This window comes from Pseudomonas sp. Arb-4-2C (genome assembly GCF_055755015.1).
Map to the genome: position 1 here is coordinate 5,798,221 of NZ_CM146899.1, position 17,675 is coordinate 5,815,895.

Annotated in this window: 16 protein-coding genes; 8 read left to right on the top strand and 8 right to left on the bottom strand. The window is 60.3% G+C overall.

Going from position 1 to position 17,675, the window contains the following annotated elements; genetic code table 11:
• Nucleotides 1-15: 15 nt before the first annotated feature.
• Nucleotides 16-882, bottom strand: a complete 867-nt coding sequence (gene hexR / locus AC0J41_RS26325; protein WP_007962240.1) for a transcriptional regulator HexR — start codon at nucleotides 880-882, stop codon at nucleotides 16-18.
• 127 nt (nucleotides 883-1,009) lie between these two features.
• Complete coding sequence (locus AC0J41_RS26330) at nucleotides 1,010-3,940, bottom strand: putative bifunctional diguanylate cyclase/phosphodiesterase (protein ID WP_473013981.1); 2,931 nt, start codon at nucleotides 3,938-3,940, stop codon at nucleotides 1,010-1,012.
• Nucleotides 3,941-4,141: 201 nt separating this feature from the next.
• Here AC0J41_RS26330 and uvrD point away from each other — a divergent pair, with 201 nt between their 5' ends.
• From uvrD to AC0J41_RS26350, 4 genes are all read left to right on the top strand, one after another.
• A complete protein-coding gene (gene uvrD, locus AC0J41_RS26335) occupies nucleotides 4,142-6,325 on the top strand; it encodes a DNA helicase II (protein ID WP_025112633.1) in 2,184 nt (727 codons plus the stop codon).
• Between the two features lie 145 nt (nucleotides 6,326-6,470).
• Nucleotides 6,471-6,911, top strand: coding sequence for an EamA family transporter (locus AC0J41_RS26340; protein ID WP_016984014.1), 441 nt, complete (start codon nucleotides 6,471-6,473; stop codon nucleotides 6,909-6,911).
• Nucleotides 6,912-7,086: 175 nt separating this feature from the next.
• Entirely contained in the window at nucleotides 7,087-7,962 is an 876-nt protein-coding gene (locus AC0J41_RS26345; protein WP_025112631.1) for a Tim44 domain-containing protein, read from the top strand.
• Between the two features lie 136 nt (nucleotides 7,963-8,098).
• On the top strand, nucleotides 8,099-8,506 hold the full coding sequence (locus AC0J41_RS26350; RefSeq protein WP_095113175.1) for an SMI1/KNR4 family protein: 408 nt from the start codon (nucleotides 8,099-8,101) through the stop codon (nucleotides 8,504-8,506).
• A gap of 21 nt (nucleotides 8,507-8,527) precedes the next feature.
• Here the strand turns inward: AC0J41_RS26350 and AC0J41_RS26355 are convergent, their stop codons facing one another.
• Nucleotides 8,528-10,291, bottom strand: a complete 1,764-nt coding sequence (locus AC0J41_RS26355; protein ID WP_473013982.1) for a cation:proton antiporter — start codon at nucleotides 10,289-10,291, stop codon at nucleotides 8,528-8,530.
• A 282-nt stretch (nucleotides 10,292-10,573) separates the two neighbouring features.
• Between AC0J41_RS26355 and AC0J41_RS26360 the strand changes: the two genes are divergently transcribed.
• Nucleotides 10,574-11,056 carry an acyl-CoA thioesterase gene (locus AC0J41_RS26360; protein WP_003229693.1) on the top strand — a complete coding sequence of 161 codons (483 nt, stop codon included), beginning with the start codon at nucleotides 10,574-10,576 and terminating at the stop codon, nucleotides 11,054-11,056.
• A gap of 135 nt (nucleotides 11,057-11,191) precedes the next feature.
• Here AC0J41_RS26360 and pdxY read toward each other — a convergent pair whose 3' ends face one another.
• Nucleotides 11,192-12,064: a pyridoxal kinase PdxY gene (gene pdxY, locus AC0J41_RS26365; protein WP_473013983.1), complete on the bottom strand. Its 873-nt coding sequence runs from the start codon at nucleotides 12,062-12,064 to the stop codon at nucleotides 11,192-11,194.
• A 117-nt stretch (nucleotides 12,065-12,181) separates the two neighbouring features.
• Between pdxY and AC0J41_RS26370 the strand changes: the two genes are divergently transcribed.
• Nucleotides 12,182-12,595 (top strand): DUF3301 domain-containing protein, encoded by a 414-nt coding sequence (locus AC0J41_RS26370; protein ID WP_025112628.1) that lies wholly within the window; start codon nucleotides 12,182-12,184, stop codon nucleotides 12,593-12,595.
• Nucleotide 12,596: 1 nt separating this feature from the next.
• On the opposite strand, the gene AC0J41_RS26375 is transcribed toward AC0J41_RS26370, so the two are convergent.
• A complete protein-coding gene (locus AC0J41_RS26375; protein WP_473013984.1) occupies nucleotides 12,597-13,568 on the bottom strand; it encodes a CobW family GTP-binding protein in 972 nt (323 codons plus the stop codon).
• A gap of 28 nt (nucleotides 13,569-13,596) precedes the next feature.
• Between AC0J41_RS26375 and AC0J41_RS26380 the strand changes: the two genes are divergently transcribed.
• On the top strand, nucleotides 13,597-13,953 hold the full coding sequence (locus AC0J41_RS26380) for an NADH:ubiquinone oxidoreductase (protein ID WP_473013985.1): 357 nt from the start codon (nucleotides 13,597-13,599) through the stop codon (nucleotides 13,951-13,953).
• A 4-nt stretch (nucleotides 13,954-13,957) separates the two neighbouring features.
• Here AC0J41_RS26380 and AC0J41_RS26385 read toward each other — a convergent pair whose 3' ends face one another.
• Both AC0J41_RS26385 and zigA read right to left on the bottom strand, forming a co-directional pair.
• On the bottom strand, nucleotides 13,958-14,608 hold the full coding sequence (locus AC0J41_RS26385) for a DUF1826 domain-containing protein (protein WP_473013986.1): 651 nt from the start codon (nucleotides 14,606-14,608) through the stop codon (nucleotides 13,958-13,960).
• Nucleotides 14,608-15,813, bottom strand: a complete 1,206-nt coding sequence (gene zigA / locus AC0J41_RS26390; protein ID WP_473013987.1) for a zinc metallochaperone GTPase ZigA — start codon at nucleotides 15,811-15,813, stop codon at nucleotides 14,608-14,610. Before zigA ends, AC0J41_RS26385 begins: the two co-directional genes overlap by 1 nt.
• 236 nt (nucleotides 15,814-16,049) lie before the next feature.
• Between zigA and AC0J41_RS26395 the strand changes: the two genes are divergently transcribed.
• Nucleotides 16,050-16,427: a glutamine synthetase gene (locus AC0J41_RS26395; RefSeq protein ID WP_473013988.1), complete on the top strand. Its 378-nt coding sequence runs from the start codon at nucleotides 16,050-16,052 to the stop codon at nucleotides 16,425-16,427.
• Here the strand turns inward: AC0J41_RS26395 and AC0J41_RS26400 are convergent.
• The gene (locus AC0J41_RS26400; RefSeq protein WP_473013989.1) at nucleotides 16,424-17,626 is read right to left on the bottom strand and encodes an N-acetylmuramoyl-L-alanine amidase; all 1,203 of its coding nucleotides are present in this window, start codon (nucleotides 17,624-17,626) and stop codon (nucleotides 16,424-16,426) included. The two genes, AC0J41_RS26395 and AC0J41_RS26400, sit on opposite strands and share 4 nt — an antisense overlap.
• Nucleotides 17,627-17,675 lie beyond the last annotated feature (49 nt).

Sequence of the window (17,675 nt, forward strand, 5' to 3'; positions counted from 1 at the left end):
TCGCAATGACCTTGCTTAATCGTCCAGCGCCTTTACGGCCTTCGGCGACAAACGCAAGCTGCGCAGGCTGCGTTTCACGCTCTTGAGGTGATTGACCAGGCTCGGCCCGCGCGCCATGGCCACGCCCATCGCCAGCACATCGATCACCACCAGGTGGGCGATGCGCGAGGTCAGCGGGGTGTAGATTTCGGTGTCTTCATGCACATCGATCGCCAGGTTGACGGTCGACAGCTCAGCCAACGGTGTCTGACTCGGGCACAGGGTGATCAGCGAAGCGCCGCTCTCGCGAACAAGGTTGGCGGTGATCAGCAGGTCCTTCGAGCGGCCGGACTGGGAAATGCAGATCGCCACGTCGGTCGGCTTCAAAGTTACCGCTGACATCGCCTGCATGTGCGGATCGGAGTACGCCGCTGCGGTCAGCAGCAAACGGAAGAATTTGTGCTGCGCGTCCGCCGCCACCGCGCCGGACGCGCCGAAGCCATAGAACTCGACGCGCTGCGCCTGCGACATCAACGTCACCGCCCGCTGCAACTCCACCGGATCGAGCTTCTCGCGAACTTCCATCAGGGTGTGCAACGTGGTGTCGAAAATCTTCAGGCTGTAGTCGGCGACCGAATCGTCTTCGTGAATCGCGAACTGACCGAAGCTGGCCCCGGCAGCCAGGCTCTGCGCCAGCTTGAGCTTGAGATCCTGAAACCCGGAGCAGCCAATGGCCCGGCAGAAGCGCACGATGGTCGGCTCGCTGATGCCAACGCTGTGGGCCAGGTCGGCCATGGAACTGTGCATCACGGCCGCAGGGTCAAGCAGCACGTGGTCGGCGACCTTGAGCTCCGACTTGCGTAACAGGTGACGTGACTGGGCGATGTGTTGCAGCAGATTCAAGGGGCTGGACTCTTCTTATGGGCAAGGATGTAGCACGCTTGTAGTTATACTACATGAATTGGCTTTTTGCCTGCTCAATGCGTAACTCCATGTCCCCATATCAGGCGCGATGGGGTGCATGTAGCCCTTAAAACGGTTTTTCCTGTTCGCGCAAAAGCCCGGCCAGAGCGGCAGCCTCCACGGGGCGACTGATCAGATAGCCCTGCACTTCATCGCAATGCTCGACGCGTAAAAACTCCAGCTGCTCTTGCCGCTCGACACCTTCGGCTACCACCTTCAACGACAATCCATGGGCCATGGCAATGATCGCGCGGGTGATCGCCGCATCCTCACTGCTCTGCCCCAGTCCACGAATGAACGCCTGATCGATCTTCACGTAATCCACCGGGATGCGCTTGAGGTAGCTCAGCGACGAATAGCCGGTGCCAAAATCATCGATCGCCAGCTTCACGCCCAGATCGCGCAGTTGCTGGAAAGTGGCGATGATGTGTTCAACGCTGTCGAGCAACTGGCTTTCGGTGAGCTCCAGTTCCAGGTAGTGCGGCGCCAGCCCGGTTTCTTCCAGCACCTGGCGCACCAGACTGACCAGTTTGCCCTGACGCAGTTGATGCACCGACAGGTTCACCGACACGCGGATCGGTTCCAGACCCTGGCGCTGCCACTCGCACGCCTGCCAGCAAGCCTGGCGCAGGACGAATTCGCCGATCGGCCCGATCAGCCCGGTCTCCTCGGCCAGCCCGATGAAGTCCCCCGGCGGCACTCGACCCATGCTCGGATGGTCCCAGCGCACCAGCGCTTCCGCCGCATTCAGGCGCCCGGTTTGCAGGCACAGCTTCGGTTGATAGAACACTTTGAGCTGTTTGTCCTCGATGGCTTTGCGCAGCTGGTTTTCCAGTTGCAGCCGCTCCAGGGTGCTGGCCTGCAGGCTGTCGGTATAGAACTGGAAATTGTTGCCGCCCAAGTGCTTGGCGTGTTGCATGGCCATGTTCGACTGACTGACCAGCGCAGAAATTTCCCGGGCGTTGTCCGGTAGCATGCTGATGCCCATCGAAGCGCTGACCACCAACTCATGCCCCTCAACGGTCAGTGGCAGGCGCAGCTTGCTCGATAGTCGCGTGGCGACTCGCGCCAGACTCGACAAGTTGCCATAGGCATCGAACAGCACGGCAAATTCATCACCGGACAAGCGCGCGATGGTGTCAGCCTCCGGCAACGCGTTGACCAGTCGCCGGGACATTTTCTGCAGCAGTTGGTCCGCCACCTCGTGACCGAGGCTGTCGTTGAGCAATTTGAAGCGATCCAGGTTGATATGCAGCAATGCCAGACTGCGCCGTCCGCCCTGACGCACGCGCTGATGGGCTTCGTGCAGGCGCTCGCGGAACAGCGAGCGGTTGGCCAGCCCGGTGAGTTCATCGTAATGCGTCAGGTAGCGCATGCGTTCTTCGGATTCGCGCCGCGCGGACAGATCGGCGAAAAAGCCGACGATATGGCTCACATTTCCCCGACGGTCGCGCACCGCGTTGAGTTGCAGCCACTGCGGATACAGCTCGCCGTTCTTGCGGGTCTCGACCAGTTCGCCCTGCCAACTGCCGTGCTGCTCAAGCGCGTGACGGATCGCGACGTAATGGCGCCGCGCATCACGACTGCACGGCAGTTCGACGACATTGCGCCCGAGCATGTCTTCGATGTCATAACCGGTGACCCGGCTGAACGCCTGATTGATCGCGATCAGCGCGTAGTTCGGGTCGAGAATCACGATGCCTTCGCTGGCCGCTTCGAACACCGTGGCGGCCAGCCTTTGCTGCTCTTCAAGGCTTTTGCTGGCGCTGATGTCGCGCCGGGTGCCGACCATGCGGATCACCCGCCCACTGTCACTGCGCTCCACGGCGCGGCCGCGATCCTCGATCCACACCCAATGACCGTCGCCGTGACGTACGCGGTACTCGATCTGATAGTCCTCGGTGCGACCTTTCAGGTGCTCGATCAGCGCCTGCTTGAGCGACGGCACATCCTCGGGGTGCAGGCGTGGCTTGAGGTCGCGCAGGATCGCCGTGACGTATTCCGGTGCCAGGCCGAACAGCTCCTGGATCTGTGTGTGGTGAACTTCGTCGGTTTGCAGGTTCCAGTCCCACAGCCCCAGCTCGCTGGCCTTCAAAGCCAGAGCCAGACGGGCTTCGCTTTTGCTCAGCGCCTGATTGGCCGCGTCCAGTTCGCGGCTGCGCTGTGCCACGCGGTCTTCCAGTTCGACCTGCGCCTCACGCAATGCACCTTCGGCACAACGGCGCTGCTCGACCTCTTTGCCCAGTGCTTGATTGAGCTGTTCGCTACGGCTCTGCGCCTGCTGCAAATGCTCGATCAGGTGCTGATTCTGGAAGCGCCGCAGTAGCCCGCGATCGATCAACCGATTGACTTGCCACGCCACCACACTCAGCGAGCCGAGCAGGATCAGCCCCAGCCAGCCCCAGCCGCGCGCCTGTTCATCGCCGCCCCAGAACAGGTAACCGATCGCCGGCAGCAGGCACGGCAAGGTAAAGGACAGGAAGGCCGGCAGGCTGACCGCGTAGGCGACGCTGGCGGACAACGTCGCGGCGCCGATCAGGCCGAACACCCAGGCTTGCTGCATGAAGTTGTCGGCGGGCACCAGCGCAATACCGGCGCCGGCCAGGGTCAGACCGGTCATCGTCGAGCCCAGCAGGAACATGCGGAACCAGATCGGCTGGGCCTGACGGTCCGGGATCGCCGAATCGAACGCGGCGACCTGAATCACTCGCAGCGCCACCAGCGACAACAACCAGACCAGCCAGATGCTGACCACGAAATAGCGCTGCGGACTCCAGAGCAAACCGGCGCAGACCAGACCATTGAGTAACATGAACAACGTGGGCAGCAGTGAGCCCTGATAAAGCAGGCGCGTGCGTTCCACCGCCATTTCGGTGGCGTAATGCTTGCGGATGACCCGGGGTTCCACAGAGGGGCCCGACAGGTCTGAGCTGAGGGTCTTTTGCAATGTTTTTGTTCTTATAGGAGTGAGCATGGGCCCGAAACGTGGACGGAGCATACACAAGCCGATCCCGTTGCCAAACTGCTCCAGATCATAATTTGAGCGAAACTTTTCCCCGCCCGATCGCTGGCAAAACCCGCAGAGCGAGGCGGGCCAAAGCCTGTAGCCAGTGACCGACCGGTCGTCATTGGCGGCACTTTCATCGGCTAATGCAAAGCTCGGTTTGCCCGGGCCTGCGGCGCACCCTAGAATGCCCCGATGCGCGATGATCTCTCCCTTCTGCTGAACTCCCTCAACGATGCCCAACGCCAGGCCGTAGCAGCCCCCGTTGGCCGTCAGTTGGTCCTGGCCGGTGCCGGTTCCGGTAAAACCCGAGTGCTGGTGCACCGTATCGCCTGGTTGATCCAGGTCGAAAACGCCTCGCCCCACTCCATTCTGTCGGTGACCTTCACCAACAAGGCCGCTGCCGAGATGCGTCACCGCATCGAGCAGTTGCTGGGTATCAACCCGGCCGGCATGTGGGTCGGCACCTTCCACGGCCTGGCGCACCGCTTGCTGCGGGCGCACTGGCAGGAAGCGGGCTTGAGCCAGACCTTCCAGATTCTCGACAGCGACGACCAGCAAAGGCTGGTCAAGCGGGTGATCCGCGAGCTGGGGCTGGACGAACAACGCTGGCCGGCCCGTCAGGCCCAGTGGTTCATCAACGGGCAGAAAGACGAAGGTCTGCGTCCGCAACACATTCAGGCCAGCGGCGATTTGTACCTGGCCACCATGCGCGGCATCTATGAGGCCTACGAGGCCGCTTGCCAGCGCGCCGGCGTCATCGACTTCTCCGAACTGCTGCTGCGCGCCCTCGATCTGTGGCGCGATCACCCGGGCCTGCTGGCGCACTATCAGAAGCGCTTCCGGCACATTCTGGTGGACGAGTTCCAGGACACCAACGCCGTGCAGTACGCCTGGTTGCGTCTGCTGGGCAAGGGCGGCGACAGCCTGATGGTGGTCGGCGACGACGACCAGTCGATCTACGGCTGGCGTGGCGCGAAAATCGAGAACATTCATCAGTACTCGTCCGACTTCGCGGATTCGGTGACCATTCGTCTGGAGCAGAACTACCGCTCCACCGCCGGCATCCTCAAGGCCGCCAACGCCCTGATCGCCAACAACACCGGGCGTCTGGGTAAAGAGCTGTGGACCGATGGCGGCGACGGCGAAGCGATCAACCTGTACGCCGCGTTCAACGAGCACGACGAAGCACGCTACGTTGTCGAAACCATCGAAAGCGCGCTGAAAACCGGCCTGGCACGCAGCGATATCGCGATTCTCTACCGCTCCAACGCCCAATCACGCGTTCTCGAAGAAGCGTTGCTGCGCGAACGCATTCCGTACCGCATCTACGGCGGCCAGCGCTTCTTCGAGCGCGCGGAAATCAAGAACGCCATGGCCTACCTGCGTTTGCTCGAAGGGCGCGGCAACGATGCGGCGCTGGAGCGGGTGATCAACGTGCCGGCCCGTGGCATTGGCGAAAAAACCGTCGAAGCGATCCGCGACCATGCACGCCACAGCGACGTGTCGATGTGGGAAGCGATGCGCCAACTGGTGGCCAATAAAGGTCTGACCGGACGCGCTGCCGGTGCGCTGGGAGCGTTTATCGAGCTGATCGAAAACCTCGCCGCCAAGTGCATGGAGATGCCGCTGCACTTGATGACGCAAACTGTCATCGAGCAATCGGGCCTCATCGCCTATCACGAAGCGGAAAAAGGCGAGAAAGGCCAGGCCCGGGTGGAAAACCTTGAGGAACTGGTCAGCGCCGCGCGCAACTTCGAGAACACCGAAGAAGACGAAGAGCTGTCGCCTCTGGCGGCGTTCCTCGGCCACGCCTCGCTGGAAGCCGGCGACACCCAGGCCGACGAGCACGAAGACAGCATTCAGCTGATGACCCTGCACAGCGCCAAAGGTCTGGAATTCCCTTACGTGTTCCTGGTGGGCATGGAAGAAGGCCTGTTCCCGCACAAGATGAGCCTGGAAGAGCCTGGGCGTCTTGAGGAAGAACGACGCCTGGCCTACGTGGGCATCACCCGGGCCATGCAGAATCTGGTGATGACCTATGCTGAAACCCGACGCCTGTACGGCAGCGAAACCTACAACAAGGTCTCGCGCTTCGTCCGAGAAGTGCCGAAAGGCCTGATTCAGGAAGTGCGCCTGTCGAACAGCGTCAGCCGACCGTTCGGCGGCAACCAGTCGATGAGCGGCAGCAACCTGTTCAGCGGCAGCGAGATTCCGGAAACCGGCTTCAGCCTGGGCCAGACCGTACGCCATTCGATCTTTGGCGACGGTGTGATCCTGAACTTCGAAGGTGCCGGCGCGCAGGCGCGGGTGCAGGTGAATTTCAGCGAGGGCAGCAAGTGGCTGATGCTGGGTTACGCCAAGCTGGAAGCGATCTGAATACTGGTTTTGCGTTTCTGTGGGAGCGAGCCTGCTCGCGAATGAAATCACCACGGCTTATCTGATAAACCGCAGTGAAGCTTTCGCGAGCAGGCTCGCTCCCACAGGGTTTTGTGTAAACCTCGATTCGACACGGGAGCAATTCATGGGCTCAGGCTTCTTTTCTTCCTGGACATTCTGGGCCCTGCTCTCGGCGACTTTCGCCGCATTGACGGCGATCTTCGCCAAAGTCGGCATCGAAAACGTCAATTCCGACTTCGCCACCCTGCTGCGCACCATCGTGGTACTGGTCAGTCTGGCCTTGATTTTGTACGCCACGGGCCAATATCAGTCCTTGGGATCGATCTCCGCCAAGAGCTACTTGTTCCTGCTGTTGTCCGGTCTGGGTACGGGCGCATCATGGCTGTGCTACTTCCGCGCGCTGAAAGTCGGCCCGGCCTCGCTGGTCGCCCCGGTGGACAAGCTCAGCGTGGTGCTCGTGGCGGTGCTCGGCGTGATCCTGCTGGGCGAGAAACTCGACCTGCGCCAATGGGGCGGCATCGGTCTGATCACGGCGGGTGTGGTGATGCTGGCGTTTCGTCGCTAAGCAATTTCTCACTGAACCTATCCAGTTTTCCTACAGCCAAAAGTACATGGCCTGATTGCCTCGACCGAGCTGAACGTAACCTGTCAGGCAAAAGCCCGAAACACTCTCTCGCTAGCCAGTAACACTTCAGCTGTGCAACATGGCGCGCGTGTCTCCACAAACGGGAATTCCCTTTATGAAACGTTTTCTTAGCATCGCCATGGCGTTGTGCATCGGCCTGACGATGAGCCTCGACGCCAACGCCAAGCGCTTCGGTGGTGGCAAAAGCGCCGGCGCTGCGCCGACGCACCAGACCAGCCAGATGGCTCCTTCTTCTCCAGGCATGGGCGGCGCAGCAGCGACCGCTGGTGCTGCCGGTGCCGCTGGCGCCGCTGCCAAGGCCGGTGGCGCCTCGAAATGGCTCGGCCCTCTGGCCGGCATCGCCGCCGGTGGCCTGCTCGCTTCCATGTTCATGGGCGGCGGCTTCCAGGGCATGCAGATCTTCGACATCCTGATCATGGCCGTGATTGCGTTCGTGATCTTCCGCTTCATTGCCGCCCGTCGACGCAAGCAGCAGGAGCACCTGGCTCCGGCCGGCGCGCCGATGCAGCGTGAAGTGTTCGAGCAGAAGCCTGCTGCCATGGGTTCGATCTTCGGTGGCTCGGCCGCTCCGGTTGCCGCTCGTCCGGTGATCAACGCACCTGCCTGGTTCAACGAGCAGAACTTCCTTGCCGCCGCTCGTAGTCATTTCCAGTCGCTGCAGCAGCACTGGGACGCCAACGAAATGGACAAGATCGCCGAGTTCGTGACCCCGCAGATGCTCGACTTCCTCAAGCGTGAGCGTGCGGACCTGGGCGAAGGCTTCCAGTCGACCTACATCGACAACCTGCAAGTGCAGCTGGACGGCGTGGATGATCGTGCCGACAAGACCATCGCCACCCTGACCTTCAGCGGCGTGTCGAAGACCTCGCGTTTCGACCAGGGCGAAGTGTTCAGCGAAAGCTGGAACATGGAACGTCCGCAGGGCGACAACCAGCCTTGGCTGGTGGCCGGTATCCGCCAGAACGGCTGATCCCTCTGCGCTACGCATGTGGTAATAAAAACCCCAGCCTCGGCTGGGGTTTTCTATTTCGCGGTTGCATCTATAGCGAGCTACTGTATAAACCGGCCCATATAAACCGCGCCATTCAAGCAAGAGGATCCCGGACGTGGAAGAAATCATCGAACAACTGCGCGAAGCCAACGAACCCGTACCGGTTCCCCTGGAGTTGCCTGACGAAGACCAGTTGGTTGAAGTCGAAGAAGAACTCTTCATCAACATCCCATTTGTCTTCAAAGAGTTTTTGCTGACCGTCAGCGATGTGGTTTACGGCAGCCTTGAGCCGGTGACTGTCACCGACCCGCAATCGCACACCTACTTGCCGGACGTCGCAGCCAATGCGTGGGACATCGGTGTACCGCGCGACCTGATCCCGATCTGCCAGGACGGCGACAACTACTACTGCGTCGAAGAGGACGGCACCGTGGTGCTGTGGTCCGGCGAAGAAGAGTTGATCACCGAAGAGTCCTGGGAATCGGTCTGGCATTGGGCACGGGACGTCTGGCTGGAAAGCTGAGTGGCCAGACGCCCCGACTGATCAGTGCCCCGACGACTCCTTGTGGTTGTCGAGGGTTTCCAGCAGGGCCACCTGCATCCGCGTGTGCACGCGGATGAACCAGCGCCAGAGCATCGCCGCCACGGCGGCCGCGACCACGGCGATCAGCACCAGCAACTTGTTGGTCGGCAGGATACTGGCCGACAAGGCTGCCAGCAGCAGGAAGATCACCAGCAACGAGAGAATCGGGATCACCTCGGAGATTACCCGCCGCACTCGCTGGGTGTGCCGCCCGGCCATCTCCGGCTTCACGCCCATCTCCGCCAGCAGCATCGACAGCGCCTTGAGCTTGCGATAAGCGGCGATCAGAAACGGCAACGACAGCATCAGCGCCCCGCCCCAGATCAAGGCTTTCTGCCAGCTCGGATCGCCGATCCAGTCCTGCATCCACACCGACAGCCGTCCGGCAAAGAACGCACCGCTGAAGAAAATCGCGATCACCAGCGCCAGATTGACCCCGACCTGCAGCAGGATCCGCCGAATCATCGCCGCCAGCATCGCGCCCTCGCCTTGCGGCTGGATGCTGCGCAGCCATTCGCCGTACAGTCCGAACACCCGCCCGAGACGCTTGGGCACTGCGGCAGACAGCTTGATCGACAGCGGGTCGGCCGCGCGAATCAGGTACGGCGTCAGCAGCGTGGTAATCACCGAAACCGCCACCGCTACCGGATACAGGAAGTTGCTGGTGACCTGAAGTGTCATCCCGAGTGCAGCGATGATGAAGGAAAATTCGCCAATCTGTGACAGCCCCATACCGACGCGCAGTGAGGTGCGTCCGTCGTTGCCGGCGATAAACGCGCCGAGGCCGCAGGACAACATCTTGCCGAGCACAACAGCCACGGTAATCACCGCGATCGGCCACGCATATTGCAGCAGGATCATCGGATCGAGCATCAGACCGATCGCCACAAAGAAGATCGCACTGAACAAGTCGCGCACAGGCTCGATCAGGCGCTCGATTTTCAGCAACTGCCGCGACTCGGCCATGATCGCACCGATCAGGAAGGCGCCGAGCACCATGCTGTATTCGAGCTTGACCACCAGTAGGCAGAAGCCGAAGCACAGGCCCAGCACGGTGATCAGCAGCATTTCGTTGCTTTCGAATTTGGCGACGTACGCCAGCAGGCGCGGCACCAGCAGAATGCCGACCACCAGCGCGACGATCATGAACAGCGACAGCTTGCCGACCGTGGAAAATACTTCACCCGAGCTGACCGTACCGCTGACAGCGATGCTCGACAGCAAGGCGATGATGCCGATGCCAAGGATGTCCTCAACGATCAATACGCCGAAGATCAACTGGGCAAAGCGCTCGTTCTTCATCTTCAGGTCATTGAGCGCCTTGACGATGATGGTGGTCGAGGAAATCGCCAGGATCGCCCCCAGAAACAGCGAATCCATGGTGTTCCAGTCGAACCAGCGGCCGATTTCGTAGCCGATCCAGATCATCAGCACGATTTCGAGGAACGCCGCGATGAACGCCGTGGCGCCGACCTTGAACAACTTGCGCAGACTGAATTCGAGACCCAGACAGAACATCAGGAAGATCACCCCCAGTTCGGCGAGGGTCTTGATGGTTTCTTCGTCGTGGATCAGGCCGAACGGCGGCGTGTGCGGACCGATGATGAAACCGGCGACGATGTAGCCGAGCACCACCGGCTGCTTGAAGCGGTGAAACAGCACGGTGACCACACCTGCGACCAGCATGATCACTGCCAGGTCCTGAATAAAGCTGATGGCATGCATGGTGTGGGCTCCTTGTATGACGTGACCCGCGGTCAGACATCAGAAAGGTCTGAGCGAGCTGGGTAAAAATCCGCTTTTGGTGTGGGAATTGCCCTTGGACAGGGCCTTTTGCAGGTTAACACCGCGACTTCCGGCTGGAAGGCGGTGCAATATAAGGAAACAGATCGATACCGGCGTGACGGCAGCCAGTCGCCTGGCGTCCCGATAACGGTGCTTTTGAAAAAGCGACCAGGCACCCGCAGAGGTGCTTCCAGCAATCCAGCCTTGATCCGTGAGAACGTTATGGAACCCGGAAACGCCCAACTGTCGATGACGGTACTGATGACCCCCGACATGGCCAACTTCTCTGGCAATGTCCACGGCGGTACCCTGCTCAAATACCTCGACGAAGTGGCCTACGCCTGCGCGAGCCGCTATGCCGGCCGCTACGTGGTGACGCTGTCGGTGGATCAGGTGATTTTCCGCGAGCCGATCCATGTCGGCGAACTGGTGACTTTCCTCGCGTCGGTCAACTACACCGGCAACACCTCGATGGAAGTCGGCATCAAAGTGGTGACCGAGAACATCCGCGAGCGCTCGGTGCGCCACACCAACAGCTGCTTCTTCACCATGGTCGCGGTGGATGACCAGCGCAAACCGGCGGCAGTACCGCCGCTGCAACCGCAGAACAGCGAAGACAAGCGCCGCTACATGCAGGCTCAGCAGCGCCGGCAGATTCGCCAGGAGCTGGAGAAGCGTTATCAGGAGATCAAGGGCGACGCCTGATCAGCCCTTTGGAATGATGTCGCTTTACAGATAGCCTTCGCGAGCAAGCCCGCTCCCACATTTAATCGCCGTTCCCCCATGAGAACGCGGCCGAATGTGGGAGCGGGCTTGCTCGCGAATGGACGTAACGCGGTCTTACAGACTGATCGCCGTCGCCTCGAATTTCACCCGCGGATGCGCGATCCGGTCCTGCGCCCGTACCAGTTGCAGCTCATAGCTGGCACACGCCTGGGTCTCCAGCAGCACTTCATGCACCGCCGCTGCGGTGAACTCAAACGCCGCCACCAGACTGTCGCCCAACAGCACCCGCGCCAGGAACAGCCCCGACGTCAGATCGCCCACGCCCACCGGCTGACGCGGAAACGCCAGCAGCGGACGGCGCAGGTGCCAGCTTTCGTCAGCGGTCACCAACAACATCTCGAAACCATCTGCCGGCTTGCCCGGATAATCCAGATGCTTGACCAGCACTGCTTTGGGTCCGCGCGTCAGCAGCGCCCGAGCCATTGCCAGGCAATCGAACAGCGACTGCGGCTTGCGCCCGGAGAAGCTGTCCAGTTCCAGCTGGTTCGGGCACATGATGTCCGCCACTGCCGCTGCTTCCTCCAGCAGGAAGTCGCTGACTTCAGCCGGCACACTGCAGCCTTTTTCCGGGTGGCCCATGACTGGGTCGCACAAGTACAGCGCCTTCGGGTTGACCGCCTTGATGCGCGCAACGCCACTGAGAATCGCCCGGCCTTGCGCCGCGCTACCCAGGTAGCCGGAGAGCACCGCGTCGCAGTTGCCCAGCTCGCCAATGGCAGCGATGCCTTCGACCAGTTCGGGAATCTGCTGCGGCGCCAGCACTTCACCGGCCCATTGGCCGTACTGGGTGTGGTTGGAAAACTGCACGGTGTTGAGCGGCCAGACATTCACCCCGACCCGCTGCATCGGAAAAACCGCAGCGCTGTTGCCGGCATGGCCGAAGACCACATGGGACTGAATGGCGAGCAGATGAGGCGTACGTTTCATTCGGGTTATTCCGTAAAACGATTGAAATTCAAGCCGCGCAGTATGCGACGAAACACAGCCTGTACGACAGACCGGCGACGCAGTTAAGCTGGACCTATCTTTTGGAGTTTCCTGTTGATGCTGACCCTTGAAAACATCTTCGTGCTGATGCTGTTCGCCGCTGCCGGCGCATGGCTATGGCACAACCACGGCTTGCGCGAGCGGGCGCTGGAGCGGGTCAAGCAGCATTGCATCAACGTCGGCGTCGAGCTGCTGGACGGCAACGTGGCGTTGAAGAAAATCGGTTTGATCAAGGATGCCAGCGGTCGGCGGCGCCTGGCCCGGGTCTACAACTTCGAGTTCACCGTGACCGGCGAAACCCGGCACAACGGCACCATCACCCAGTTTGGCGCGCACAGCGCGCAGATCGAACTGGCGCCCTACCCGGCGCCGTTCGACGACACGCCGCCGGTGGTCGAAGTCACCCGCCCACGGGCCGAAGTGATCGAGCTGAGTCAGTGGCGCCAGGAACACAACAAGTGGAAGCCGTAAACTAATCCGCCCGAACCCGGCATCGCGCCAGGCCTGCCTGCAAAGCATCGATATGCTGCGAATCGGCGAAGATCAGTTCGATACGCGAATCCCGGCGCCATTCGCTCGGCTGCCAGTTGAGCTCAGCGTTATCCAGAGCATTGGCCGAAACCCAGCCCTCATCGCTGTGGATAACCAGCTTGGCCCGCCGCCAGTTCAGGGCCTGTAGCCATGCGCTCATGCGTTGCGTATCGAACGTCTGGCCCGGATGCCAACGCCAGCCGATGCTCCAGCCGCCCTCCTGCGCCTGGCTAAGGCAAATCGGCACTGCCGGATCGCTCCAGAGCGCCGGGATCGGCCCTGCCCCCTTGGGTACGGCGAAGTTATCCACACCCGCTACGGCTTGCGCAGTCACACCCGGTAGCTCAAGCAAAGGCAGTTGCGCCTGTTGTGTCCAGATCAGCCTGACCCGCGGCAAACGCTCGGCGATGGTCTGCCGCATGGCTTCATCCAGACTTTCGGCTTTGTTCAGTAACAGCAAACCGGCGCAGGCCAGCGCCTCCTGCTGAGCGGACGGCAAGGTTTTCCCGGCAGCTAGCGCCTGTGCATCCAGCACCAACACACAGGGCTGCACTGCGAGCACACCCCGCCATGGCGCCTCGCTCAATTGCTTGAGCAATTGCGCCGGATGCCCCAGACCGGACGGTTCGATGAACAGCCGATCCGGCCTGGCCTTGCGCAGTAAACGGCCGAGGCCGATCTGAAACGGCGCGCCGTTGACGCAACACAAACAGCCCCCGGCGACTTCACCCAGTGCGATACCATCGGCGTCGCGGGTCAGCAGCGCGGCATCGAGACCGATCTGGCCGAATTCATTGATCAGTACAGCCCAGCGCTCGTCGTCCGGCCGTTGCGCCATCAGTTGGCGAATCAGGCTGGTCTTGCCGGCGCCCAACGGGCCGGCGATGACATGGGTGGGAATGTTCTGCAACATGGCTGGGCGTTTTCTGAGAGGACTGGACATGCGTTGGATGGGATGGTCGTTGCTGTTGATGCTGGTGTCGAGCGAAGCCTTGGCTCAAGCCTGCGTTGTGCACAGCCAGGGTGAGCGGCTCGACGTCAAGGTCTGTCAGCAGAACCGCAATATTCCCGAGAAATTGTTCAGCGATGGTTTCTGCCAACCGACCCTGGCCGGGCAAAAAGTCGAGGTGCAGTACGTCGACCAGTGCCCGAGCGGCGCGTTCGGCGTGTGCAGCAACGCGCAAGTCGCCAATATGCCCTATCGCCAGGATATCCACTATTACGGTGTTGCCTCCGACGCGGCGTATTTAAAGCCGTACTGCGAAGGCCAAAGTCAGGGCAAGTGGCTCAAGCCTTGAGCCGTCAAGCGAGCCAGTCGAGGGTCAGCAGCAGCCGTCGTTCACCCAGTGCCGGTTGCGGGGAACGATGAATCAGGCCGAAGCCTTCATTGCCATGCCACTTCTCGCCTTTCAATAGCGCCACGTCCCCGCTCTGCAGTTGCTGGATCTGCGCCATGTCCTGCGGCTCGGCGTTCGCCTGGCCCAACTGCTCGCGATCCATCACCCCTTCCTTGAGCCACTGACTGCCGATTCCCGCGTACGTGGTGATCAGGCGCACCGGCACATGATCGACATGGAAGCGCGGGCACATGGCCTTGTCCAGCACCCGCAGGCGCAGGCCGACACGGCGTGCAACCAGCAAGCAGGCGAAGGCACTGACCAGCCATTGCAGATCAGCGATAAAACCTTCGTGGCCTTCCAGATCACGGAACCCGGCTGCCAGTCCGCTGAGATCGGGGTCAGCGTCTTCGTCCGGCAATTCGATGCAGAGCGACTCCGCCAAAGGCTCGTTGAGCGACAGCAGCAACGCTGCGAAATCGGCGATATGCAGCGGCATTTGGCGCTGCCAGACCGCGAGATTGACGTCATTTTCAAGGATTCGCGTTAGGGTTTTCGGCGTCGCCCCCTGATGCTGGCAGCGCGCCCGGTTCTGTTGCAGTTTGAGCGCAAGCATCAGGCAGCCTCGTCGTGCCAAGGGCCGAACGGATCCGGCAGCAGGCGCCAACCTTCGGCACCATCGGCCATTTCCTGATCCGTCAGCAAGCAGGCGTCGAGTTCAGCAGAGAGCTGTGGAAAATCGATGTTCTGACCAATGAACACCAACTCCTGACGGCAATCGCCGACACTCGGCGTCCAGTTTTTCATGATTGCAGCGGTGCTTTCCTGATCCTGCGGCCATTGGTTTTTGGGTACAAAACGCCACCAGCGTCCGGCAAAACCGTGGCGCATCAGGCCGCCCGCCTGCGACCAACTGCCCGCATCGGTGGCTTTACTGGCGAGCCAGAAGAAGCCTTTGGAGCGCAGCAATTTACCGTTCGTCCACGGACGGTCAATGAAGTTGTAGAAGCGCTGCGGATGAAACGGGCGACGCGCCCGGTAAGCGGTGGAGGCAATGCCGTACTCGGTGGTTTCCGGCACATGTTCACCGCGCAATTCCTGTAACCAACCCGGGGCCTGGGCGGCTTTTTCGAAATCGAAACGCCCGGTGTTGAGGATCTGCTCCAGCGGCACCTCGCCCATCACCATCGGGATGATTTGCGCTTGGGCGTTGAGGCGTTTGAGGATTGCCGTCAACTCGTCGCGCGCCTGGCGGCTGATAAGGTCGATCTTGCTGATCAGCAGGACGTCGGCGAACTCGATTTGCTCGATCAACAGATCGGTGATCGAGCGTTCGTCTTCCTCCCCCAATGTTTCGCCACGGGAAGCGAGACTCTCTGCAGCCTGGTAATCGATGAGGAAATTCATGCCGTCGACTACCGTAACCATGGTGTCGAGTCGCGCAACGTCGGCGAGGCTCTGGCCCTGCTCATCGCGGAAGGTAAACGTCTCGGCGACAGGCAGCGGTTCGGAAATTCCGGTGGATTCGATGAGCAGATAATCAAAACGACCTTCGCGGGCGAGTTTGCTGACCTCTTCAAGCAGGTCCTCGCGTAACGTACAGCAGATACAGCCGTTGCTCATCTCTACAAGTTTTTCTTCAGCGCGGTTCAGGCTGACATCGCGCTGGACTTCGCTGCCATCAATATTGATTTCGCTCATATCGTTAACGATGACAGCGACACGCAAGCCGTCTCGATTACGTAGTACGTAATTCAAAAGTGTACTTTTTCCGGCGCCAAGAAAGCCTGAAAGAACGGTCACGGGAAGCGGAGATGACATTGGATAATCCTCATCAGGTGGTGGCCGATGGGCGCTTATGCCGGGAAATGGCGTAACGCACCGCGTTCTCTGGCTTCAAAACAGCGTTGTGGCAGAAGCAGACGCTTTAAATCGGCGAGCTCAGGCTCAATTCAAATTTAATGTTATAGTATAACAATATGAATAAGCCAGACCCGCTCTTGCTCAAACCGACAAAGAGCAGGAAGCTGCACGCAATCTGCCCGTCCGGAACCGTGATGAAAAAAGCCCTGAAATGCTCACTGTTGAGCCTTGCATTGCTGTCGGGTGCGAACGCCTGGGGACAAACCCCAATGCTCGCCAACTGCACACGCAGCGCCAATCTGCTGGCCTGTGTCGATGCGCAAGGCAATGCTTACAGTGTGAATACCGTGGGCAGTACGATTTACCTGCGGGGCTTTGAAAAGGACGGCAAACGCTACTGGGCGCAGACCAACAGTCGTTTTGGCCAACTGACGTTTTTCACCGGAATCGCCTCTGACGGAGAAGCCTGGGTCGGCTACACCCGTCGAGTCGGCTGGACGACGATCAATCGCTTTTCCAGCTCGGGAGGCAGCAGTGCGAAATTCACCTGCAGCCGGATCACTGGCTGCTAGACCTGCGCTTTTCGCTGATCCAACTGCCAGGCGATGTAGCTGTCGATTGGCGGGTTCTTCTGAAAATAACGCTGCAATCCTTCGAACAAACCGTCAGCGATAGCCTGTTGGTGTCGGGTCGTCACCAGCCGCTGGCTATCACGCGCGTTGGAAATGAAGCCGGTTTCCACCAGAATCGACGGCACATCCGGCGACTTCAAGACAGCAAATCCCGCCTGTTCCACGCGCTTCTGATGCAGCGTGGTGATGCCTTGCAGACTGCCGAGTACAGTGCTGCCGAGTTGCAGGCTGGCGGCGATGGTGGCGTTCATCGACATGTCGAGGATCACGCCGGCGAGCATCGGATCCTTATCTTTGAGATTGAGCAGACTGGTAGCGCCGAGCAGGTCCGCGCCATTTTCGCGCTGCGCCATGAAGCGTGCTGTCGCTGACGTCGCGCCACCTTCGGACAGGCAATACACCGAAGCTCCCGAGGCCGTCAGACGCGGTGCTGCATCGGCATGCACGGAGATAAACATGTCGGCCTTGTGCTGACGAGCGATATCCACACGCTTGCGAAGTGGCACAAAAAAATCGTCATTACGCACCAGTTTGACGTCGAAACCTCTCTCTTTTTTCAGCCGTTTGGCGAGCAATTGCGCGATGGAAAGTACGACGTCTTTTTCTCGCTCGCCCTTGGCACCGACCGCGCCTGGGTCTTTTCCGCCGTGTCCAGGATCGACCACAACAATGATGTCGCGCTTGGCGTGAGGCTTATTGGTGGGTGTTTCACGTGGAACCATTGCCGTGTTCGGGGCCTGCTTGGCGCTCACCAGATCCAGCACCAAGCGGTGACCCTGGCCGTCCTGCGGCGCCAAAAGAAAGCTGTTCAACAGCACTGGATTGTTCAGATCGAGAACGATACGGGTATCTCCCTGACCAAAGTGCCCGGAGCGGATGGCGCGAATAGCCGTGTTCGCCAACACCAATTGACTGAAATCACCACTCAAACTTGCCCCGGACAGATCAATGATCAAGCGTTCCGGGGCACTCAGGGAGAAGGTTTTGTAGCGGATGGGGCCGCTTAAATCGAAGACCAATCGCAGCTTTTCATCAGAACGCCAGAGCCGCGCGTTGCGTACCTGAGCAGCTGACACACTGAACGGCAAGGCGAAGGCAGCGCTGGCCAGGAACAAATTGAGCAAATGGCGTCTGTGCATATGAAAACCCGTTCATGAAAAAGGCATCGTGATTTGAATTGTTATAATG